The 22,938-nt window shown below is 44.6% G+C and carries 20 protein-coding genes; 9 read left to right on the plus strand and 11 right to left on the minus strand.

Features of this window, described 5'->3' with window-relative positions:
• Positions 1 to 211: 211 nt before the first annotated feature.
• The 4 genes from MSG38_RS21790 to MSG38_RS21805 form a co-directional block, all read right to left on the minus strand.
• Positions 212 to 1,360 (minus strand): lipocalin-like domain-containing protein, encoded by a 1,149-nt coding sequence (locus MSG38_RS21790; protein WP_050648771.1) that lies wholly within the window; start codon positions 1,358 to 1,360, stop codon positions 212 to 214.
• Positions 1,350 to 3,803: an ABC transporter permease gene (locus tag MSG38_RS21795; protein WP_050648772.1), complete on the minus strand. Its 2,454-nt coding sequence runs from the start codon at positions 3,801 to 3,803 to the stop codon at positions 1,350 to 1,352. The genes MSG38_RS21790 and MSG38_RS21795 overlap by 11 nt, the downstream gene beginning before the upstream one ends.
• Positions 3,784 to 4,455: an ABC transporter ATP-binding protein gene (locus MSG38_RS21800; RefSeq protein ID WP_017060385.1), complete on the minus strand. Its 672-nt coding sequence runs from the start codon at positions 4,453 to 4,455 to the stop codon at positions 3,784 to 3,786. The genes MSG38_RS21795 and MSG38_RS21800 overlap by 20 nt, the downstream gene beginning before the upstream one ends.
• A gap of 122 nt (positions 4,456 to 4,577) precedes the next feature.
• The gene (locus MSG38_RS21805) at positions 4,578 to 5,951 is read right to left on the minus strand and encodes an MATE family efflux transporter (protein WP_248402590.1); all 1,374 of its coding nucleotides are present in this window, start codon (positions 5,949 to 5,951) and stop codon (positions 4,578 to 4,580) included.
• 98 nt (positions 5,952 to 6,049) lie between these two features.
• Between MSG38_RS21805 and MSG38_RS21810 the strand changes: the two genes are divergently transcribed.
• Positions 6,050 to 7,498 (plus strand): DUF2867 domain-containing protein, encoded by a 1,449-nt coding sequence (locus tag MSG38_RS21810; RefSeq protein WP_248402591.1) that lies wholly within the window; start codon positions 6,050 to 6,052, stop codon positions 7,496 to 7,498.
• 237 nt (positions 7,499 to 7,735) lie between these two features.
• Here MSG38_RS21810 and MSG38_RS21815 read toward each other — a convergent pair whose 3' ends face one another.
• The 3 genes from MSG38_RS21815 to rsuA all read right to left on the minus strand — a co-directional run bounded on the left by MSG38_RS21815 (position 7,736) and on the right by rsuA (position 10,507).
• Complete coding sequence (locus MSG38_RS21815) at positions 7,736 to 8,395, minus strand: DUF2913 family protein (RefSeq protein WP_010441495.1); 660 nt, start codon at positions 8,393 to 8,395, stop codon at positions 7,736 to 7,738.
• Positions 8,395 to 9,612, minus strand: a complete 1,218-nt coding sequence (locus MSG38_RS21820) for a Bcr/CflA family multidrug efflux MFS transporter (RefSeq protein WP_248402592.1) — start codon at positions 9,610 to 9,612, stop codon at positions 8,395 to 8,397. Before MSG38_RS21820 ends, MSG38_RS21815 begins: the two co-directional genes overlap by 1 nt.
• Positions 9,613 to 9,811: 199 nt before the next feature.
• Positions 9,812 to 10,507, minus strand: a complete 696-nt coding sequence (gene rsuA / locus MSG38_RS21825) for a 16S rRNA pseudouridine(516) synthase RsuA (protein ID WP_017060380.1) — start codon at positions 10,505 to 10,507, stop codon at positions 9,812 to 9,814.
• A gap of 97 nt (positions 10,508 to 10,604) precedes the next feature.
• Here rsuA and MSG38_RS21830 point away from each other — a divergent pair, with 97 nt between their 5' ends.
• From MSG38_RS21830 to MSG38_RS21845, 4 genes are all read left to right on the plus strand, one after another.
• Complete coding sequence (locus MSG38_RS21830) at positions 10,605 to 12,347, plus strand: DEAD/DEAH box helicase (protein ID WP_048609230.1); 1,743 nt, start codon at positions 10,605 to 10,607, stop codon at positions 12,345 to 12,347.
• Positions 12,348 to 12,527: 180 nt separating this feature from the next.
• Entirely contained in the window at positions 12,528 to 12,926 is a 399-nt protein-coding gene (locus MSG38_RS21835; protein ID WP_248402593.1) for a hypothetical protein, read from the plus strand.
• 78 nt (positions 12,927 to 13,004) lie between these two features.
• Entirely contained in the window at positions 13,005 to 13,664 is a 660-nt protein-coding gene (locus MSG38_RS21840) for a response regulator transcription factor (protein ID WP_017060377.1), read from the plus strand.
• Positions 13,665 to 13,768: 104 nt separating this feature from the next.
• Positions 13,769 to 15,115: an ATP-binding protein gene (locus MSG38_RS21845; protein WP_248402594.1), complete on the plus strand. Its 1,347-nt coding sequence runs from the start codon at positions 13,769 to 13,771 to the stop codon at positions 15,113 to 15,115.
• 133 nt (positions 15,116 to 15,248) lie between these two features.
• Here MSG38_RS21845 and MSG38_RS21850 read toward each other — a convergent pair whose 3' ends face one another.
• A complete protein-coding gene (locus MSG38_RS21850) occupies positions 15,249 to 16,286 on the minus strand; it encodes an alkene reductase (RefSeq protein WP_248337614.1) in 1,038 nt (345 codons plus the stop codon).
• A 156-nt stretch (positions 16,287 to 16,442) separates the two neighbouring features.
• Here MSG38_RS21850 and MSG38_RS21855 point away from each other — a divergent pair, with 156 nt between their 5' ends.
• On the plus strand, positions 16,443 to 17,339 hold the full coding sequence (locus tag MSG38_RS21855; protein WP_248402595.1) for a LysR family transcriptional regulator: 897 nt from the start codon (positions 16,443 to 16,445) through the stop codon (positions 17,337 to 17,339).
• Between the two features lie 57 nt (positions 17,340 to 17,396).
• Here MSG38_RS21855 and MSG38_RS21860 read toward each other — a convergent pair whose 3' ends face one another.
• Positions 17,397 to 18,653, minus strand: a complete 1,257-nt coding sequence (locus MSG38_RS21860; RefSeq protein WP_248402596.1) for an LssY C-terminal domain-containing protein — start codon at positions 18,651 to 18,653, stop codon at positions 17,397 to 17,399.
• A 14-nt stretch (positions 18,654 to 18,667) separates the two neighbouring features.
• The gene (locus MSG38_RS21865; protein ID WP_017079049.1) at positions 18,668 to 19,396 is read right to left on the minus strand and encodes a glycosyltransferase; all 729 of its coding nucleotides are present in this window, start codon (positions 19,394 to 19,396) and stop codon (positions 18,668 to 18,670) included.
• A gap of 367 nt (positions 19,397 to 19,763) precedes the next feature.
• Between MSG38_RS21865 and rplY the strand changes: the two genes are divergently transcribed.
• The 3 genes from rplY to MSG38_RS21880 all read left to right on the plus strand — a co-directional run bounded on the left by rplY (position 19,764) and on the right by MSG38_RS21880 (position 22,004).
• Positions 19,764 to 20,042, plus strand: coding sequence for a 50S ribosomal protein L25 (gene rplY / locus MSG38_RS21870; RefSeq protein ID WP_017060373.1), 279 nt, complete (start codon positions 19,764 to 19,766; stop codon positions 20,040 to 20,042).
• A gap of 480 nt (positions 20,043 to 20,522) precedes the next feature.
• Positions 20,523 to 20,708: a hypothetical protein gene (locus tag MSG38_RS21875; protein ID WP_129590040.1), complete on the plus strand. Its 186-nt coding sequence runs from the start codon at positions 20,523 to 20,525 to the stop codon at positions 20,706 to 20,708.
• 63 nt (positions 20,709 to 20,771) lie between these two features.
• Positions 20,772 to 22,004: a tyrosine-type recombinase/integrase gene (locus MSG38_RS21880; protein ID WP_248402597.1), complete on the plus strand. Its 1,233-nt coding sequence runs from the start codon at positions 20,772 to 20,774 to the stop codon at positions 22,002 to 22,004.
• Between the two features lie 190 nt (positions 22,005 to 22,194).
• On the opposite strand, the gene MSG38_RS21885 is transcribed toward MSG38_RS21880, so the two are convergent.
• The gene (locus MSG38_RS21885; protein ID WP_248402598.1) at positions 22,195 to 22,752 is read right to left on the minus strand and encodes a hypothetical protein; all 558 of its coding nucleotides are present in this window, start codon (positions 22,750 to 22,752) and stop codon (positions 22,195 to 22,197) included.
• Positions 22,753 to 22,938: the final 186 nt, after the last annotated feature.

Genomic DNA, 22,938 nt, shown 5'->3' on the forward strand with positions numbered 1-22,938 from the left:
CCAAGTTTAATTGATAGATAATCACTTCTTCGGATGTTTAACTTCGGTTTTTCCTACAAATACTAAACAATACGTCGTATATTCCATAATGTTGTTATGCACCATAAATTAAGTATAGATGAGATCATCGAACCTGTATGCACAATTCATTGGGGTGGCTAAAAGTCACAGGCATAAAAAAAGGCTATCAAATGATAGCCTTAGGTGTTTTTTAGTAGCCAGTTAACTGCATAAAGCCTGTCGCTTCATGGCTGCCGCTCGCCTTAATCGGCCCTTCCCAATATGGTATGACAAAAGGAAGCCACATATCCCTGCGTATAATACGCGTTGTGAGGTTGATATCATGCTTAGGGACGTTAATGATCCACTGTAAAGGCATCCGTCTTCCATTCATCAACGTTGTATTTTGCAATGGTTGAATGGAAATGTCGGATTCCGTTAACTGGTAAACTTTGCCTGAGCGCGTTGCTAATGTCCCGAATACGTAAGGCAACTGTTGGTTATGACGATAGCGGTTAATGCTCAGCGCAGTCCCGTCATCGAGGTTAAATACAAACCAATCCCAACCTTGTTGGCCCACTCCAAGTAAGCCACTGCCCCACTCTTTGTGTACCCACGCTGTGCCTTCCACTTCCTTAGTAACGCCGTCTAGGTTCAACACACCACTCAACGATAAAAATGGAGCGCTGAAGTTATAAGACGCGACAGGTAATAAGTCGTGCTTTTTCTGATAACCGTTATCGCCGTTGAGCACATAGGGCCCTTTTGCAATGGTGTCTAGCTCCAGTCCAAACGTATCAGTTTGCACTTGAAGGCGCCCTGGGAATGGGGTGTTGCCGAGTGCACGCCAGTTCCAGTTATCAATCCAAAGCCTGAATGGACGATTAGTCATTCCCGCTTGGCCAATGCCGCCACGAGCCATGCGCTGTTCTTTCCATACTTTGGATTTAGAAGAGACCACTACATTTGAGATATAGACTTGAGGGCTTTGCCATCCCGGCGTTTCACGTTCGTCCGTTGCGATACGGAAAAAACTCCACTGAACCGAATAGTCTTTACCGTCATCACCTTTCAAAGATGCAAAGTAATGCCACCACTCGTGCTGAAACTCTGGGTGAAACTTAAAATCTTGTGGTAGCGACACGTTGCGGTCTGGCAAAACAGGTTCGAACACATTGAAGTGTTCATTAACCAATATTGAGTTAACTTCATTCATGCCCTTTTCACCAGGATCGATGAAATAGGAGTAATACCCCCAAACACTTAAAAAGATGCCGAAGAAACTGATTAATAGAAGAGAAGACAAGATTCGTTGTCTTAACTTAGTTGAGGTGTTCCGTAAAAACATACTAAAGCGCATCCCTCAGTGACTTCATCGGAGTGTTCCGAATCATTCTCATCACTGGTAAAGCACCAGCTAGCATCAATGCTGCCATGGCCCATGCAAATGTCTGCAAATAGTCCCATGGAATCACTTGTAACTCGAGTGACCATCCAAAAGACTGCTTTATCACGATATCAACAATTAAACTCGCTAACGCCAATCCGAGCGGAATCGCAATTAAGGAGGAAATAAGCCCAAACACAAACAACTGCAAACTACCTGTCAGAATCAGCTCTTTCGCCGAGACACCCAAACAGCGCTGCAAGGAAATATGCCTTTGACGAGATACTTCACCCGCAACCGTCGCGAAGAAGATACCGAAGACGGCGATAACCAAAGTGATGTTACCTAGTGTATCTGCAATCGCGAACGTCCTATCGAACACCCGCATAGCTTGACTGTGAATATTGTTGTTATCGAACACACGCTCAGAGCCAAGCCTGAATACGCTTTCCAATCGGCTGCGAAGCCCTAATGAATTCACATCGTCTTTGAGTATTACGCCAAGGCCGACATTACCCCGCCCAGCAAATCCATACAGCCAGTTTCGATGCGACATCATGACTTGATGGTAAGGGTTACCATAATCGTAATAAACACCGACAACCTGCCAACCAGAGCCGAGACTGTCATAGAGGTCGATGTAGTCGCCAGGGCGAATCCCCAACTTGAGAGACATCGATTCACTGATCAACACACCTTTAGAGTGATGCAAGTGATACCAGTAATTCGGAATACCTAATTTGATCGTAAGCGCTTCTAGCTCGCCTTCAGAAGGACCTGTACTGACCACCTGAATGCTACCAACTGGAGACGCAACATCTTTCTCCCAACGCCACCAAACCGAATCCACTTCAGGTTGATCAGATAACCAATTACTCATACGAGCAGCGGCATTGTTGGTTGGGTAGATATAAAGATCGGCTGCCAAGCGCTGCGTTAGCCATTTATCAGTGGTATCTCTAAAGCTACCGACCATGGTTTCTACACCAATATTGGCTGTTAAGGCCAACATAAACGCCATCGTCGCCACGCCACGGTAACTCATACTGGAAGCAGCATCAGCAAAGAACCAGCGAGCACGAACCCAGCGCAACGAATAAGAGAGGCTGTTAAATAACTTCCACATCAAAAACGGAGTAAATAGAGCCACACTGATCAGCATTAGCGCGATAATCGCAAAACCCGTTTCTTGAGTCTGAGGAGCTTGGTATACGGCGACAGCGGCAACTAAGAAGCCACAGCCAATCAATGCTTGCCAAGTAAACTCAGTACCCGCAAAGCGCATCAAAGATAAGCGAGAAGTCAAACGAATCGGTTGTGATCTAAGCAAGCGCACCAATGGCCAAGCACATGCTAAGAACGCACCAAGTAACGCCATCAATAAGCTGTAGCCGCTCCATCGCCAATTCCAGTCAATCGTTAAGCCAACGTTGGCGTCGTATAAGTCGCCTAAGCTTGAAGATACCGCTGGTAATAATTGGTTGGCTAACATGACCCCAAATACATTACCGCAGATCCAGCTCAGTACGACCAATATCAGCAATTCTAAGCACAGCGCTTTAGCCAATTGCCAGCCCGATACACCTGTTTGTCTTAAGATTCCGACTAACGGTTGGCGCTGGATAAACGACAACGACATCGCCTGATAGAAAATGAATAAGCCAACCACAAACGACAGCATACCCATCGCTTTTAGGTTTAAGTGGAACGCACTGGTTAGCGACTCAAGCTCTGCCTTAGAGCTACGAGAGATCGTCAAACCATTAGGTAGCATGTTTTTGAGACGTTCAAACTTCTCAGTGGACATGTCTGAACACGCAATTACAGAAAGCCCTGCACTGCGTTTTAGCATTCGGAGCAAGGAGATATCCGCAATCAGCCTTGTACCATTAATCAGGTTATTTTGATCGACAACCACAGGACCAAGCTCAGAGCCATCCATCAAAGGGATGTAATCTCCGTTGTGCCATTCCATGTGTTCAGCAAGATCATCACTGACAAGGATTGGGTATGGTGGCTTCATGAGGTTCAAAGCGGTGAGATCTTTTAACGCAATACCAGGTTGTAGCTGAAGCATAGAAACAGGGTCTATGCCGACAAGCATAAAGTTTGCGCCATTTTCATCAGTGATACGATGGTGATCAAGAGGAGAACACTGTTGAAAGCCTTCACGGCGAAGGTGGATATAAAAGCCTTGCGGGATTTTATTGGCGTTGTGTTTTGGTCGAATACGGTAAGGGAGAGGATTCGAAAAGAGTTTTTCGCCATGCGCATAGCTTTGCTTGGCGTGTTGGTTGATAGCAGTAACACCAACCAAAAGTGATACGCCGAGGGTTAAACCAAGCCATACCAAAATAATCTGCAGTGGGTAACGTCGATAGTGACCGAGTAGCGCCTTAACTACGGGCCATAACATGCAGTTGCCCTCCTTGTAGACGGATCCTGCCATCCATATGCAGAGCTACTTTTTCACTGTGTGTTACCAACAGCAACGTACATTCTAATTGACGAGCTAAAGAGGTCAGCAAACGCATTACCGCTTCTGCATTACGCTCATCTAAACTACCGGTCGGCTCATCGGCCAGCAATATTTTTGGTTCCATATACAGCGCACGCGCAATGGCCGCACGTTGTTGTTGGCCACCAGACGCTTCTTCAGGGTAACGGCCAAGCAAAGGCATAAGGTCTAAAGCAGAGAGAATCTGTCTCCAGAGACCTTTGTCTTCAGGTAAGCCTTTTAACTGACGGCAAAAGCGGATGTTATCGGCAATATTTAGCGTTGGCAGTAAGTTGAACTGCTGAAAAATATGGCCAATGTTGTTTCTGCGATAAGCGGTACGATCACGCTCGGTTGAGTCGTGCATATTGAAGTGAGGGAAAGCAATTTCACCTGAATCCGCTAGGTCTAAACCCGCGATAAGATTCAGTAACGTACTTTTACCTGAACCGCTTTCTCCCATTAATGCCAGCTGGTCACCTTGGTTTAATGTTAATTCAGCACCTTGCAAAACAGGGTGAAACTCCCCCCCATCGACATAGCCTTTACATAGGTCTGACAGCTTTAACATTAAACAGCTCGCATTAGTTAGAATTTGGAAGGAGAATCTACACTAATTCCCTGTTAGGAGGAAGTATTTTGAAAGATAGATCACACGCCAACGATAAAGTGATGCGATTGGTGCGCCCTACTTCAACTTCCTATCAAGTTTTTAATCCATTTTCTTGTTTTCATACGATATAGCGACCCACCCCACTTGAGGACTTCTTCCGTTAGGAAAAGCAGATATACCCACTCAGGTGGAAACTTAAAATAGATAGCCGCGATGGCTGCCAATGGGATACCGATCACCCACTGAGCAATCAAATCTTGGTAGAGGCAGAACTTCACATCACCACCCGCTCTCAACACCCCAACGATCACAGTTAATGGCACCGAGCGAATGACAATACCCACACTGAGGATCAGAATGAATTTCTCTGAGAGGGCTCTGGTTTCTTCCGTCAATGCGCTGAAGGCATTGAGTATTGGCGTTTGAACGAAATAGAGAAAAACGGCCACAACGATACTGGTTAAGAAACACAGAATTGTTAAGCCAAGTGCTTGATAGTAAACCGCTTCATTATTTTTCGCGCCAAGCTGGTTACCCACCAGAACCGCTGCCGCATTCGATAAACCAATTAATAAGCTCAATGAGATAGATTCAACCGGCGTCATTACTGAAAGCGCAGCCAGACCTTGAACGCCCGATTGCCCCATGATCGCGTGGTAAGCAAACAAGCCACCCGCCCATGCTAAGAAATTAAACGTGGTCGGCAGAGACAGCTTCAAGAAGCGAATCACCTTATCAATCGAAGCTGCTGCTTTAATATCGCAGAACTTAAAAGCCAATAAATGCTTAGAGAAATAGAGATAACCAAACAAAGTCGCGACTTCAATCGCGCCACTCAGTACCGTCGCAATCGCCGCACCTTTGATTCCAAGCGCAGGAAAGCCTAAGTTACCAAAGATCAGCACCCAGTTTAAGAACACGTTAGACAGGATGCCGATACCGCTGAAGAAGGTGCTTAGCCCGGGTTTGTGCATCGCTCTCAAACCCACAGCCATACTGCTGACACACGATACTGCTAGCATGCTAAATGAGGTAATGACAATGTATTCAACGCCTAGGTTAATGACCTCTTGAGAGTCAGTCGTCACGCTCATGATTTGTGCAGGAAATGAAACGAAAAACGCAATGGTCAGTAACGCAAACAGTGTCGAAACTAGCCACGTCAGCGCAGTGCTTTCTCTCACACCTTGTCTGTTACCCGCGCCCCAATATTGAGCAGTAAGAAGAGCGCCGCCTGTAGTGACACCCACCAGCATAATAGTCGTCACGAACATCGCTCGGCTCGCCACACCCACAGCTGCAATGTCTGCTTCGCCAAGTTGGCCCAACATCAACACATCCACCAAGCCTCGGCTTGAAAACATAATGCTCTGCAAGGTGATAGGCAGTGCAATCGCAATAAGCCTGCGAACAAAATCACCTCGTGTGTGATGAATAATTGAAGAGAGCAACATAGAGAGAGACCTAAACGGAACGTATTGATGAATAAAGATAAATATCGCGCTATTATATCAATGTTCGGTTTTTAACCACAGATATAAATGGAGTAACAATGAAGAAAGTACTGGTTTTAGGCGCTTCTGGATATGTTGGTTCGCAACTCCTCCCTCTCCTGCTTGAGCAAGGCGATCAAGTCACGGCAGCAGCAAGGCATATCGACTATTTAAAGGCACGAACCGAGCCTCACGAAAACTTATCGCTTGAGTATCTTGATCTGGCCGATCAAGCTGCGACACAAGCATTAGTCCCCGACTTTGATCTTATCTTCTTTCTCGTCCATGGCATGGCAGAAGGCCACGACTTTATCGATTATGAGCTGAACTTAGCCCGTAACTTTGTTTCTGCTCTTGGCCCAAAGAATCAACACGTCATCTACCTGAGTTCTTTACAGCCTCAGACTGGCGATTCAGAACACCTTCAAGCGAGAAAGAAAACCGGCGAACTGCTTCGTAAAGGGCCAGTTCCAGTTACCGAGCTTCAAGCAGGCGTCATCATAGGCCCCGGCTCAGCGGCATTCGAGATCATGCGAGATTTCGTGTACAACTTGCCTATCATGATTGCGCCAAAGTGGGTTGACTCTAAAGCGAACCCTATTGCCTTGCAGAACCTGAACCATTACCTAATAAAACTCGCACAAGACCCGCCTAACGAAAGCCAAACCTTTGAGGTTGGCGGGCCGGATATTGTCTCTTACCGAAACCAGTTTGCTCATATTGCCAAAACTGCCGATCGTCCACTCAGGCTGTGGGCGACATCGCTACTGACACCAAAGATTGCTTCATATTGGTTAGGCGTGGTGACTTCTGTACCGTCCAACATAGGCAGAGCACTGCTTGCAGGCTTAAAGCACGACTTCATCGCCAGTTCGACCACCATCAGAGAAAAGTACCCTCAGAAGCTCGTCTCGTTCGAGAGCATGGTTGAACAAGCCATTCACGCTGAAGGAAACTTTGTCAAAAGCAATGTGTGGGGCTTTGATAAAACCGCCTTTAAACGCTGGCAAGCTGGATACGGTTATTATCCGAAGAAAACAGGTGCAAGTATCACTTCAAGCGCTTCACTGGAATCGCTCTGGCACGTGGCTCAACAAATCGGAAGCCCGAAGCAAGGTTACTTCTTTGCCAACGTTTTATGGCGCACACGCGAATGGTTGGATGTTCTTTTCGGTGGCGGTGTACCAGTTCGACAAATGCCAAAAGGACCCAATCTAAAAGTCGGTGACAAAATCGATTCGTGGAAAGTCATTCGTTGTGAAGAAAACCAGTTTTTATCTCTGCTTTTCGGTATGAAAGGCCCCGGTTTAGGGCGACTCGAGATTACCGTCTGTGACCACGGTGACTCTCGCGAGCTGAATATCTCGGCTTGGTGGCATCCAAAGGGGTTTCTAGGGTTACTGTATTGGTTTGCTATGATGCCAGCCCACCTGTTTATTTTTAAAGGCATGGTGAAAGCGATTGAGAAGCAAGCACAAGAGCAGATGCGAGATTCGAGATTCGAGTAACGAGATGCGAAAAGATTAAAAGCAGATACGGGATTCGAGTGTCGAGATGCGAAAAGATTAAAAGCAGATACGGGATTCGAGTGTCGAGATGCAAAAAGATTAAAAGCGGATATGGGATTCGGGTAACGTGATGCGAAAAGACTTAACAGCAAATTAGCGACACACGCTATAAGAGGCAAAAAAAAGAGCGGATATTTCCGCTCTTCGTATCTCTTATCTCGTATCCCGAATCCGCTACTAGCCGATAACGCTAATTGGGATCTCAGCCAGTTGGTTGCCTTGGTTAGCAGGGTAAACGATGTATTCACCGTGATACTTCACCGCAGACTTATAGTCCGTCACTTTGTGAAGCATGAAACCCGCTTCCATCGCCGCTTGGATGAACTCGGCGTGGTTACCACGAACAAACCAGTTCATAGGCTTAACCATCAATTCACCATCGAAAGAATCGTCACACTGTTTACCACATAAAGCAAAAGAGTGCTCGCCATCGGTGAAGAATTGAATCTTACCGCCAGTCGTTAGCTCATCTTCACTCGATACGCTCCAACCCATCTCGTACATTTTGTCCATGAACGCTTCAACATCACTGTCTTTTAGTGCTTTAGGCTCTTCGCCTTCAGGGAAAAAACGTCCGTAAAACGCAGAAATGCGTTTAAAGGTAAAAGTTAAATCAGAGTTATTGCCTTTTGAGCGACCCTGTTTCTGCCAGCGAACTAAGTCAGGCACAATTACGCGATCATAAGCTTGAGATTTAATCGCTTTTGTTACCCAACGAACAAGATAAAGGTTGTTCGCGATAGGCGCGTCGATCGCTTTGCCAGACTTATGCAGAGCATATAGCTCGCCCAGCGCATCGTTCACTAACTTCTGAATTTCAATATAGTATTTTGACATTATGCCTTCTTTCCTAATGTCCAATATAGTAATGCTGACAGTATTGCACATGCTGCCATCATCATAGCCATTGGCCCTGCAGTGTCACTTGGTAGCATGGCAACAATTGCCCCCACCACAGAACCAGTACCAAATCTTAACGTGCCCGCAAGCGAAGAAGCTGTGCCGGCCATATTCGGGTATCCGCTTAAAAGCAGCGCCATTGAGTTACTACCAATGGTAGACAGTGTGCCGATAAACAGCATCACGAATGGCACAATACCCCACAAACCGATATCTAACATCCAACCAACTAACAGACCTAAGCCTGCAAACAGTTGAATGGTTAAACCGACTCTGAGCATAGCGTGAGAGCCCACTTTCTTAACGATTCGACCGTTGATGCTCGTCATCAAGATCATAGCAACAATATTCAAGCCGAATAGGTAGCCAAACAGATCAGGGCGAACGCCATAGATATCGATGTAAACGAATGAACCTGCCGTTAAGAACGCAAACATCCCTGAAAATGAGAATGCACCAGAGAAAATCAGGCCCATCGCCGTTGGGTTCTTACACAATCGAGCATAGTTACGAATCGTTGTTTTAAAGCGCAGTGGTTGTCGGTTTCCTGCAGGAAGCGTTTCTGGGATCTTCATCGATACCGCTAGAATCACGATCACCGCAAAGATAGCCAGTACCCAGAAAATTGAACGCCAGCCGAACCACAACGCTAAGTAACCGCCAATCATCGGAGCAACCAATGGCGCAACTGTCATCACCAAAGTAACGAAAGACATGGTTCTTGCGAAATCTTCACGATCGAACATGTCTCTTACCACCGCTTGGATGATAACGGCTGCCGCAGCACCAGCAAAACCTTGAGCGGTACGGATGTAAGTCAGCGCTTCAATACCGTGTGTTGTCGCACTCACCATTGAAGCGATAGCAAACAAGAATACACCAATAAGCAATACAGGCTTGCGACCATAGCTATCCGCCAACGGGCCATGCAGTAACTGCCCCAGCGCGAAACCTGCGGTATAAGCTGTTAGCGTGATTTGCACCTCACCCGCCGTCACACCAAGATCTTTGGCAATGGTCGGCATCGCTGGCAGATACATATCAATGGCTAGCGGAGTAAGTGCACCAATCGCGCCAAGAATCAAAAACAGCATTAAGCCTAATTGAGGGGTTTCTGGTTGGGAGCTTTGGCTCTGTGAGGTCGATGTTTGCATGGTTCTCCGAATGTTCAACTGATAGAGCTAGGGACTAGCGTGAGTACGCGAGTCAAAGATTGGCTGAGACTTTCCTAGTACCAGTCAACATCATCAGCCGACGCTATCCATGGTCGGCTTTACAACGAAAGGGCTATTTCCAGCAAAAGTTATCTCTTGTTAAGAACAATTTCTTATTAAGAGCACTTCTAGCTAAGGACTACTTCCAGATTGAATCGACTTCTTCTTGCGTTAGGTAACGGTATTCACCTAACTCTAAAGATTCGTCCATCTCAATTTCGCCAATACGTTCACGGTGTAGTGCTTCTACCTTGTTACCAAGAGCAGCAAACATACGTTTAACTTGGTGGTATTTGCCTTCGTGAATCGTTAGCAGTACTTCACGCTCTGCACGAACTTCTAGGTGTGCAGGAAGTGTTAGGCCATCTTCGCTCTTAAGCTGGATGCCCTCTTTGAATTTTTCAACGTAATCGTCTTCAACAGGTTCAACCAACCACACACGGTACGTCTTCTCGCACTTGTGCTTTGGCGAAGTGATACGGTGAGACCACTTACCATCATCGGTAATCAACACAAGACCTGTTGTATCAATATCTAGACGGCCAGCAAAGTGCAGCTTGTCCATTTTGATTTCATCAAGTAATTCAAACGCGATACGATTTGCGCCATCTTCATGCGAACAAACAAAGCCTTCTGGCTTATAAAGCATGATGTAACGTGGGCCGTGAACATTCAGTTCATTGCCTTGCCATTCCACAACGCATTCTTCAGTTACCTTGAGTGAACCGCTTTTTTGAATGACATCATTTACTGTCACTGCCTTGGATTTTAATAAGTGTGTTGCTTCTCTTCGAGTGACGCCTAATGCATCGCACAGAAATTTATCTAAACGCATGAATACCTCAACTAATCTAAGTCGGGTATTATAGTCACCTTTGCTCAATTAGTTGAGCTATTTCACACTATTTGTTTTCCTTCTTACAAGACGCGATATGTATACACTCCGCCCGTACCAAGCTGATTCAGTAAAATCAGTGATTCATTACTTCAGAAAACACCAAACTCCGGCTGTTCTCGTGCTTCCGACGGGTGCAGGGAAAAGCCTTGTGATTGCTGAGTTGGCAAGGCTTGCGAAAGGTCGAGTGTTGGTACTTGCTCACGTAAAAGAGTTGGTTGAACAGAACCATGAAAAGTATGAAGGTTACGGGCTGAAAGGCTCGATTTTCTCTGCGGGTTTAGGACGCAAAGAGACCGACCAACAAGTCGTGTTTGCTTCGGTGCAATCTGTGGTGCGAAATCTCGATTCATTCTCTAACCAATTTTCGCTGTTGGTTATCGACGAATGCCACCGTGTTCCCGATGAAAAAACCAGTAGTTATCAGAAAGTGATCACTCACTTGCGCGAGAATAATTCAGGCATCAAGGTGCTTGGATTAACAGCGACCCCATATCGTCTTGGGATGGGTTGGATTTATCAATACCATACTCGCGGTCAAGTGCGTTCAGATGAGCCTCGCTTCTTCCGCGACTGTATTTTTGAGTTGCCGATTCGTTACCTGCTCGACGAAGGCTTCTTAACTCCTGCACGTATGATCGATGCACCCGTGTTGAGCTATGACTTTTCGCAGTTAAAGCCAGCGAGCACTGGTCGCTACAAAGAAGCAGAACTCGACATGGTGATCGAGCAATCGAAACGCGCGACCCCGCAGATTGTCGACCAAATCATTCACCTAGCCCAAGACAAACTAGGCATCATGGTATTCGCTGCCACTGTTCGACACGCGCAAGAGATCCTCGGCTTATTGCCAGCAGGTGAAGCTTCAATTGTGATTGGCGATACACCAACTCTCGAACGTGACCAAATAATCAGCGACTTCAAAGAACGTAAAATCAAGTTCTTGGTTAACGTGTCGGTATTAACCACAGGCTTTGATGCGCCACACGTCGATTTAATCGCGATTTTACGCCCGACAGAATCCATCAGTTTGTATCAACAAATCGTTGGCCGTGGCTTACGCCTATCTCCGGGTAAAAAAGAGTGTTTGGTGCTCGACTATGCGGGCAACAGTTACGACCTTTACCAACCTGAGGTCGGCGACCCTAAACCCGATTCAGACAGTGAAATCATCACCATCCCTTGCCCGGCGTGCGGCTTCAATAATAACTTTTGGGGCAAGCTAGACAGCAATGGCTTCTTGCTTGAGCACTTTGGTCGTAAATGCCAAGGCTATTTTACCGATGAAGACACGGGCGAACGCGAACACTGCAACTATCGTTTCCGAGCGAAATATTGCGGTGAATGTGGTGCTGATAACGACATTGCCGCGCGTATTTGTCATGAGTGCGATGCAACCTTAGTCGACCCAGACAAAAAACTGAAAGAAGCACTGAACTTAAAAGATGCCTTGGTATTTGAGTGTTTAGAAATGGACCTCAACGTGCTTAAAGACGACAAAGGTAAATCACAACTTAAGGTCACCTATCGCGGTGAAAACCAAGCGCAAGTGCATGAGTTTTGGTCATTAACCACCAAAAAGCAGAAGCAGAACTTCAAAGACCAGTTTGTTCGCCCTCACCTTGCAGACAGACATCGCCCTTTTGAAGAAGCCTCACCAACGAAAGTGGTTGCTCACCAACATAGATTCCGCCCACCTCAATTCGTGATTGCACGTAAGGTCGGACGCTTTTGGAAAATGAGAGACAAGATATTCGAAGACGAACTACAGCAGCGTTAAAGTTAAGAATAAAGGTAAGTCTTACGTTCTTAACACTCGGCAATTAATCTTATGTATTAAAGCCTGCGCCATTTAAGCGTTAAGTTTTTCGGTATCAAATTCTCATTATTAATCAGGTTCACTTTCTGTTCAGAATTACTTTTTTATACTGAACGCTATCAACCTTCTCTAGGATTCGCTATGTTTAGTAAAGCTATGATTTCTTTGTTTTCTATAAGCTTAGGCTTATTTGTTTCTGCTGGCGCATGGGCTGACTCACACCATAATGGTCATGAATTAGTGCAGGACGTTCACAAAGCAGGAACCAGCATCGAATTTGAAGAAGATCAAGACGAAGTCTACGAAGCCGTACGAGAAGGCTACATTCGCCCTTTCTCAGAAATGTATGCCGCGGTTGAAAACGATCTTCATGGCAGAATCATTAAAGTCGAACTAGAAGAAGATGACGACATTTGGGTGTATGAACTAAAAATCAATTACCAAAACAACATCATCAAAGTCGAATACAACGCTGAAACGTTAGAAATGCTTATGATCAAAGGCCGCAACTTTAAAAACGCAATTAAACACGGCGACTAGTTACGTACGACGAAGAGCTAAGCACAACGAATAGTTAAGCACGACGAACCGTCATTACAAGAATTAAGAAGAACAATTATGAAAATTTTAGTCGTTGAAGATGAGCCTCGTTTGGGCCAACAAATTATTGAAACACTTGAGGGAGCCGACTGGGTTCCAGAGCTTTCTCAAGATGGTATCGACGCACTCTACCGTGCAACGTCAGAAGAATGGGACGCGATTGTCCTCGATTTAGGTCTACCTAAGCTTGACGGCCTAACCGTATTAAAAGGCATTCGAGACGAAAACATCAACACACCAGTGATTATCTTAAGTGCTCGTGACACGCTAACTCAACGTGTTGAGGGCTTGAACGCAGGTGCTGATGACTACCTAACTAAGCCATTTGAGATGGTCGAGCTCATTGCCCGTATCCGTGCTCAACTGCGCCGAGCGTCAGGCAGTGCTGCTCCGATACTTCAAATCGGCGATCTAAGCCTAGACACACGCAGTTCTAAAGTATTGTGGCAAGGCCAAGCGGTTAGCCTAACTGCACTCGAATATAAAGTTGTTGCGTACTTCATGCATAACCAAAACAAGGTTATCTCACGCACAGAGCTGGTTGAACACATCTATAAACAAGACTTCGATCGCGACTCAAACACAGTTGAGGTGTTCATTGGTCGTATTCGCAAAAAAATCGCACCAAAGATCATCAAAACCGTTCGTGGCCTTGGCTACCAACTGAATGCCGAATAACTCAGTCGTCAATCACGCCAAGAGTAACCATCAATTAAGTGGACAGCCTGTTCTGATCATCGCAATACGATAAGTCACGATGAGCAAAGGCAGGCTGGAAATGCATGAATCTAAAGAAACGAACACTTAAAAACATCAGTCTAAAAAGCCGCTTGCTCCTTGCTGCGGCTTTTTGGCTAGGTGCGATGATATTAGCGGCAGGTGTCGGGATCCCGAAGCTGGTTAACGACTACCTCGTCGACGACATGAAGCAGCAGCTTGGTTTAACCATGGATGAGTTAACCGCCAATATCGAAACCAATGACAGTGGTAACCTGATCATGGCAGAGCGTCTGTCTGATCCTAGGTTCAACCAGCCCTACAGTGGTATTTATTGGCGCGCCGCAACCCAAGACCAGATCATCCGATCTCGCTCGCTATGGGATAAAGACCTCACCATCAAGCGTTCGCCAATTCACACATCAGTCAAAGGGCCTGAGAAAGAAAAGCTGATTTACATCGAGCAAGATATCTACCTGCCTGAACTGAGCGACCCTGTCACGATCACCATTGGTATTGATGAAGATCCGCTAGAATCGACACTGACCGAACTGACTGGCCAAGTCTGGTTGATCCTAATGCTGCTGTTTGTTGGCGTGTTGATGTTGATCGGTATTCAAGTCAGTTGGTCGCTATTACCGCTCAGCAAGATGCAACGCGAACTGGTGATGCTAAGAAACGGCGAACAACAAGGGTTAAGCGATAACTACCCGAAAGAAGTTTCTCCATTAGTCTCGGATCTCAATGCCCTGCTCTTCCACTATCAAGAGCTATTAGAGCGAGCTCGTAACCACGCGGGTAACTTATCTCATGCGTTGAAAACACCGCTTTCAGTTCTAAAAAATGAGATAGAGCGACTTCCAGAGGATGACAAAGCACTGCTGCAACAGCCCATTCATCAGATTCAAAGCCAAATTGATTATCACCTTGGCCGCGCTCGTATGGCAGGTGCAATGAACATTCTTTCGGTGAAGTCTTCACCTTGTGAGCGTGTTGAAGCTATCTCAATGGCGTTTGATAAAGTCTACGCAGCCAACGAAGTCACCATAATTAACGAGCTAGACTCTGAGATTGAAGTGGCGGTAGAAAAAACCGATCTTGATGAAATGGTCGGCAACCTACTCGAGAACAGTTACAAGTGGGCTGGCAGCATTATTCGCGTCCATGCAAATGAACTCGACGATGGCAACATAGAGTTGGTGATTGAAGATGATGGCCAAGGCATTCCTGAAGAGAAGCTTGAGCAAGTCACCAAACGTGGCGTTCGACTTGATGAAACCACACCAGGAACAGGCTTAGGGCTTAATATCGTGAATGAAATGGCACACAGCTACCGAGGCAGCCTAACGCTCAGCAAGAGCTCAATGGGCGGCTTAAAAGCTTCTTTGGTGCTTAAAGTAAGTAAAGGTTAAGTAAGCTAAACGCGCTAAATAAACCAAGTAAACACGATAAGCCCTAGCACAACGCTAGGGCTTAACTTTATTCTGGTTTAACCGAATTCGAAATATCCACTATGGCTCATACTGATAACCCCACTTATCACATTTACACCAACTCAGCTAACATCTCATTACTGTACGGTTTTATTTCCTGTTGAGTCTTCACTCTTTCTATATAGTCTGGGTTTGCAATCAATGGACGACCGATAGCCACTAAATCAGCATCTCCTCTGGATAGCATTTCACGCGCACTCTCTGCGCTATATCCGCCACTCGCGATAACGGTCCCTTGATACAAGCTTCGGATATATTGAGTAACCGAACCATCAATATGCTGATAAGGCTTGTCATCAATCGAGCCGTTATGAACATAGGTGAGCTCGTACTGATTGAGCTGCTTCAAGTAATAATCTGAAATCACCTTATCTTCTTCGTTTTCCTCTAAATGCAGATACCCGACCGGAGATAAACGAACGCCTACGTGTTCAACTTCTTGTTTTACAGCCTCAATAATCCTGAATAGAAATTGACTCATTTTCTCAGGAGTTCCGCCCCATGCGTCAGTTCGTTGGTTTGTCTCCCAGTGAAGAAATTGATCGATCAAATAACCGTTCGCACCATGAATCTCAACACCGTCAAACCCAGCCTTACGAGCGTTAGCCGCGGCTTGTTTAAACTCTCCTATTACAGAAAAAATGACCTCTTCGCTCATTTCACTCGGCATGCCATACTCCAAATCTTTGCCTCGTGGCACTTTCCCCTGTAAAGGAACAGCCGAAGGTGCTAGCGGCAACTTCCCTTCAAGGTAAAAAGGATGCGAGACACGACCACAATGCCAAAGTTGAGCAAAGATCTTGCCTCCATTCTGATGAACTTTGTCCGTTACCTTTTTCCAGCCTTCAATCTGTTCCTCATTATATAAACCGGGACTATTTGGGTAACCTTGCGCCATTGGAGAGACGATCGTGCCTTCAACGATAATTAACCCGGTATCGGCTCTACGAGCGTAATAATCAGCCATAGCGTCCGTCGGTATCAAATCATCACTCGCTTTTGAGCGACTCATTGGAGGCATAACAATACGGTTATCAAGATTCAGCCCATTACCTAATTCAATGTTTTCAAACAAAATATCTTCTTTCATGTTGCCTCTCTTCATACCCTAATTTCGTCATTTTCAATTAATTCAAACTCAGTCTTGTTACTACTTTCGTTTGCTGGAGAGAATCTTAACCACAAACAAAAGCGACTAGAAGTATGCTAAATTAACTACCAAGTATGCGTTTTTGGAATATTTAAGATGGATCAATTAGGTGCAATGCGAGCCTTTGTCAGAGTTGTTGAAACAGGCAGTTTCTCTGCTACAGGGAAAGAGATGAACACGACTCAAACCACCATTAGTAAAAAGGTGGCGGCACTGGAAAAGAAGGTTGGTGTGAAACTATTAACTCGAAGTAGTAGAGATCACTCACTGACTTCTGCAGGGGCACAATACTATGAGACATGCGTTGCCATTTTGAGTGAGCTTGATGAGGCGGAAGCAAAAGCTCGCTTGGAGGTATCCTCCCCTCAAGGAGTGGTGAGTGTTGCTGCGCCGATTGCATTTGGTCGACTTATCATTGCGCCGTTAATTACCCAATTCTTTGAACTGTATCCAAATATAAAAATCAATTTGCTCCTCAATGACAAGCATATCGATTTGATCAGTGAGGGCGTTGATGTTGCTATCCGAGCAAAAGAGTTGGAAGACTCATCTCTTGTTGCAAGACACCTTTTCGACGATCCAATGTTAACGTTAGCGTCCCCAAGCTACTTAGCCAAGCACGGAGAGCCAAAGCAACCCGAGGACTTAAAAAATCACAACTGTCTAGTTTATTCTAGGTTGAAATCACCTAACCTCTGGCATTTCACCAGCAAAGAGAAAACGATGTCGACAACTGTATCTGGCAATTTTCAATGTGATAATGGAGATACGTTGCTTGAAGTTGCTTTGGTAGGTGCAGGCCTAGTTCAACTGCCTCTTTGGATGGTAAATAACGAGCTCTCGTCTAACCGACTAAAAATTGTTCTAGATAACTACTCTAACCAAAGCCTGCCCTTTAATGCCATTTATCCACGAAACAGATACACACCTTTGAAAGTTCGTTGTTTTGTCGATTTTTTAAAAGCAGCGCTCTCTAAAAAGAGCATTACCTGAGAGGCATGCATGCTAAAAGCAGAGATATCAAAAGCAGACAAATTAACTTAGCGAGTCTTAAGAGCCGATAACCAGAATCCTGCCATCCGTATAATAGTCATGATCGTCATTCATTACTTCCACCGTTGCCAATGGGTGTTTAACTAACTCGATGTCTGGTAGTGACGTTCGTATCTGATTAGCGAGCCTATCTCGCTCTTCATCAACGTTAGGGTCAATGTTATGAAGTACGGTTACAATGCCTGAATAAGGGGTGACTTTAAGGCCATCATCATAACTAATTGCGCCTAACCACTGAGGCTGGTTAGTTTTAATATCAACACCAGCACGCCACCAGCGAATATGGCTACGCTTCATCAAGTTACCCGGCAATTGAAACGCCATATCTTGCGGCTTGTCTCTCCAATATAAATCGGACACTGGTGGCGTTTTGTCTCTAAGCAATGCGAGGTAACCAGCCCATTCAATCTCATTTCGAGAGAAAGTTTGATTCTCTATCCAGCCTAATTGCTTCATTAAATCTCTTGGAGTTGCTCCAACATAAATTACGTTGATCGCTTGTGCCGAGTAGAACGAAGATTTGCCAGGGAACGCTTTATAGGTAACCGAATTCCAGTCGACTTTGTCAATTTGAGCCGTCTCTGGTTGATTCTGAAAATCATCCGCTTTCCAGAAAAAGTGAGCGTAGTTCGCAAACAATACCCACGCCAACAACAGCGCACTCGACTTAAGTACCAAGCGTCGCCACTTCATTCGATAACCAATAATGGTGAAAACCGATACCGCGAACACACCGGCGATCAAACTATTATGCTCAGAGATAAATATCTTAAGGCTATTAAGCCACGGGAAGTTTTCAACGCCGTGCGCCAGTAACATGCCCCAAGCAATGAACTGTCCGCCACCAAGAGCCAAGCCGATAAACGCCAACACACTGAAATTGCGCCACGGTACACGGTGCGAACCCGCTATAAATGGCACAACCCAAGCGATAGGCCCCAATAAGCGAGCAAAAAGAATGATGTATGTGCCTTTTCGAGCAATCAGATAGCGGCAGCGCGCAATTAACCTTTTGGTTTTAGGACGAAACTTAATAAGCCTTCGTTGCGCCTTAGCACCGTATCTATAACCAATGAAATAACTGAGTTGGTCGCCAAGCAAACCACCTAGCATTACCAAAACCAACGCCATCCATGCACCTGAATACAGTTGAAAGCCAGCTGCGATAAAGAAGGGCTCTCCCGGTACAAATAGGTTTGGGCCAATGAGAGCATCACCCAATGCTCCCAGAAACAGCCCTAGTCCATCAAACATAACAACCTCGATGCTTACTGTTCTTTGTAGTGACCAAACTTGTAGTTCATCTCGTTGTTACGCATTTCGCCTTTAAAGAAGCGTCTTACATTGGCTTTAAGATAAGTAGAGCCTGTCTTCACAACGCCATCTTGGTCTAAGCGACGTGGGTCAAAACCAAAAGTCATATTTAGGAATCTAAATCGCCATGTTTTGCTCGCACGTTTTACGTAGTCACAGTCTTCACACAGGACGATCTCTTCATCAAAACCGCCGATCTCATCATGCGCCCGTTTAGTCGAGAAAATACATGCGCCAATCGCCGTCGGGAAAAAGAACTGAGTAGTAAACAAGCCTGCGTTAAATAGCCCGTAACCAAACTTGTGTACAAGCGGCAAACCTTTCGAGCTCATGTACACACCCGCTACTTCAAGCTTCTTCTCTTCTAGTTCATAAAGCGCTTTCGCAAGGAAGTTTCGAGGCAAGCTCACGTCAGCATCTAAGAAAAGGATTCTGTTGTATTGCGCCAATGACGCACCTGTGTTTCGGCCAAGGCTCACACCACGGTTTTCCATGTGATGCACCGTTAATTTTGGCAGCGCGTTTTCATAAGCTTGCGCCACTTCTCTCGTGTTGTCTTCACTGTTCGAGTCGACAACAATCACTTCAAACTCTTGGTGGGTTTGCACGCTCAACTCTTCCATTAAGCGGCTAATGCGTTTCTCTTCGTTTAGCGTAATTACGACAATGCTTACCGGTTCCATATTTTCACCTATTAATTCTGCTGTTTAATTAACACTAAGATTAACGAACTAAGCCTTAACGAAGTCTTAGGTAAACATTCATTTTCCGTTCATTAACTTGATGATTTAGCGATGATATAAATAGATAAGGATTGCGATGTAAAAGGGGGCAAAATACTCTAAACAAGCGTTAGCGAACGTTTTATCTCCAAACGAACCCATTATCGAAGGAAATTCACTTTGAGATGGGCTTCTTACTTGCTCATATTGGAATGTGATGTTAGTATCCGCGCTCGCTTAAGCATGAACTTTTATGTTTAAGCATTACCACGCACTCAAGGTCGCATTGAGGTGTGAAGTTAATTTTTACTAATTTGAGAGTAAAACTATGAAATTTGAAGCAGTAGTACGTACTGAACTAGGTAAAGGTGCGAGCCGCCGCCTACGTCACGCTGGTAAATTCCCAGCTGTAATCTACGGTGGCGAAGCTGAAGCTGTAGCTATCGAACTTGTTCACGCTGACGTGATCAACCAAATGGATAAGCCTGAATTCTACGAAGCAATCACTCTACTGATTGACGGCGCAGAAGTTAAGGTTAAGCCACAAGACGTTCAACGTCACGCGTTCAAGCCAAAAGTTGAGCACATGGACTTCATCCGTATCTAATTCCCTACCAAGGAATAAGATTGGATTAATCCAGCCTTCTGCATAGAAAAGATAATCGATCTTACCAGTCGAGAAATCTAGAAATTCGAAACCCCGATGCTACCAACACCGGGGTTTCACCGTTTCTGGGGTTTGAAAAACCGATTAATATTTCTATTTTTCATAACCTTAGGCGATAATTGGGTAAATTGTGAGAACATGACAGATCACGATAGTGACATTATCGAGACAGTATACAGTGCTCACATGGCCAATTAATCACTCTCATACGCCCCCACGACACCTCTCCCCGGTCTTGGTCTTTAAGTCACAACCGATTTGTCACTTTGGCCCAATTAGCGTCTTTTCAATTATTCGAAAAACAATTAAACACGCAAATTAGCGTCCTTATTTGCCAAATCCGTTGTTATTAATGATTACATTGATTTCAGGTGAACGATCACCTGACTTTAAACCAACGCAATGAAATGGAGAGCAATTATGAGCGCGCGAACACTAACACCTAAAAAGTATCTTGAAGAAAAGTACCCAGGTTCAGGGATCACAACAGCTACCGTACATAACTGGTGCCGGAAAGGCTACTTGCCCTATGTACTAACACCAAGCGGTAACCTACTCGTCTTAGTAGATGATAACAGTGGACTTCAGTTTAGTAACTGCAAATGAACGTCGGCAATTAGATCACTACTCCACGCTTAGGGTAGTGATCTATCATTAGGAGATCTAACTATGGGTAGAAACCGCTCTGTCAAAAATATCGACTTACCACCTTATCTTTATCGATATCGACACAAAGATGGCAAGGTACGTTACCGCCTAAAACTTGAGTCTGGGCGTTACTTCAATTTCCCTAAAGACACAAAAAAGCTCCACGCTATCAACGAAGCTATTAACTATAATATCCAATACCGCTCAATGGCACAGCGCATTAAGAAAGCACACCAGTCTTCAGATCAGACTGTGGGTAGATTCAATATTCCTTTAGAAAAAGCGCTAAGCAAAATCTTTCCATTGATTGAAAGAGAAGAGCTTTCACAAGGTTCACTGAAGAAGTATCAATCAATAATACAGAAACTCTGTGATGATTTGGGAACAACACTCACACATGACTTGAACTTAGAAATGTTGAATGCATTCTTAGAAACACATTATGGTAAGTCTTCATCTCAGAACTACAACAACAACCTCAGCCATATCAAAAAAGCATTCAGTTACCTAGCTGATCAATCCTTTATACCAGATAACTTCATACGCAATAAAAAACGTTTAAAAGTCATGAAGTCAGAACGTGTTAAAAAGCGTCAAAGACTGACGCTAGAAGAGTTCGAGTTAATTTATAGTAACGCACCAACCTTTCTTAAGGTCGCTATGGCATTGACGTTAGAGACGACACATTCCGTAAACGAAATATGTCGTATCAAATACAACATAAGAGAACCTAAAGATAATCGCTGTGGGATTGTCTGGAATCAAGATAAGAAACCAAATATGCTCCATGGAGAAAAAGTTTATGGATACCTTTATATACATAGGCAGAAAGTCCAAAACTCAGCGGCATCTAGAGTGAAGATCCCTATAACCCAATCCATCTACGATATTGTACAACTAAGCTATTCAGATCGAGTATCCTGCCCTTATATCGTCCATAAGAAGCCTATACAACAGCAACGAGGCATCGCTAAAGATTGTGACCATATCTATCAAGTACAAAGTCATTACCTAAGTAAGCAGTTCAGTAGAATACGCGATAAAGTTGGAGTGAAATCAGACTTACCGAGCAACCAAAGACCTACCTATCACGAGATTCGTTCCTTAGCAGCTCGATTGATCGAAGAAAAAGGTTTAAGTGCCACCAGCAGAATGGCTCATAACAACGCCAAAACCACAGAGATTTACACGAAACCTGACGAAACAGTATGGAATGAGTGTGAGCCTATTTCCCTTAGAAACTATTCGGTATAAAAAATTATACTAACCTGTGCTTTCCCATATCAAAGACCAACAATAAGTCTCAATGTTGGTTCACAACAAGGGCCTCTTTTAAGTAACATCTTTATGGAAACGCACACTACCTAGGTAACCGTTCTCAAGCTAACCACTCTTTATTACTGAATCAGTACTCTAGTTTGGTATTAACTAATCTATGAAGATATTAGCTACGTGAAGGTCTAACTGTAACTAGACGTTGTGTAGCTTCCTTAAGCTTGGCAACATCATCAGAAGTCATTTTAAGGCGCTTTTCGTATTTATTTATCGAAGCTATATTTAGTTGACGTTCGATAGACATTAAATCGTCAATTATTCTTCGCAATTTAGCCACTACTACTCGAATTTGTTTTAGTTCTTTTATGGCCTCTAGTTCAAGAGCTGCGACCCTATTAGAGCAACTATCGTATTGAGCTTTTAGGATCTTTTCAAACCCTCGAATATAACCATTTGCAACTACAAGCTCACTAATCGTTGCATGGTCAAAATACCTCTCTGGGTTATCTGATTTTTCTATTTCATCATATACACACCTTAGCTTTTTGGCTTGGGAGCTGAGTTTAGTCATAACAGTCACTGCCGTATCCATACTCTCAGTCGCAACTTGGTATTTACTTCCTTTACACTCCACCATCTCAAGGTAAAGCTTCATAGTTTTAGAGATAATATCGCTCATATCCGCACTAATATTATCACCGAGTACGATAAGTATACTTTTATTCATAATCTATATCTTTTTCCTACAGGCTTATAAATATTCAAAACCAGCGTGTAGAGTAACTAAACGGCAAGATGATAGTCATACTTAGTAACACAGAGCTCCACACTTCCTTGTGTAGTCAATCAACCCAAAAGTTGAAATCTAGGACCTATTTTTATTACTAGAAACAGCTGTCGTCACAGAACTCTA

The organism is Vibrio sp. 1CM24A (assembly GCF_023161725.1).
GTDB classification, from domain to species: domain Bacteria; phylum Pseudomonadota; class Gammaproteobacteria; order Enterobacterales; family Vibrionaceae; genus Vibrio; species Vibrio coralliirubri.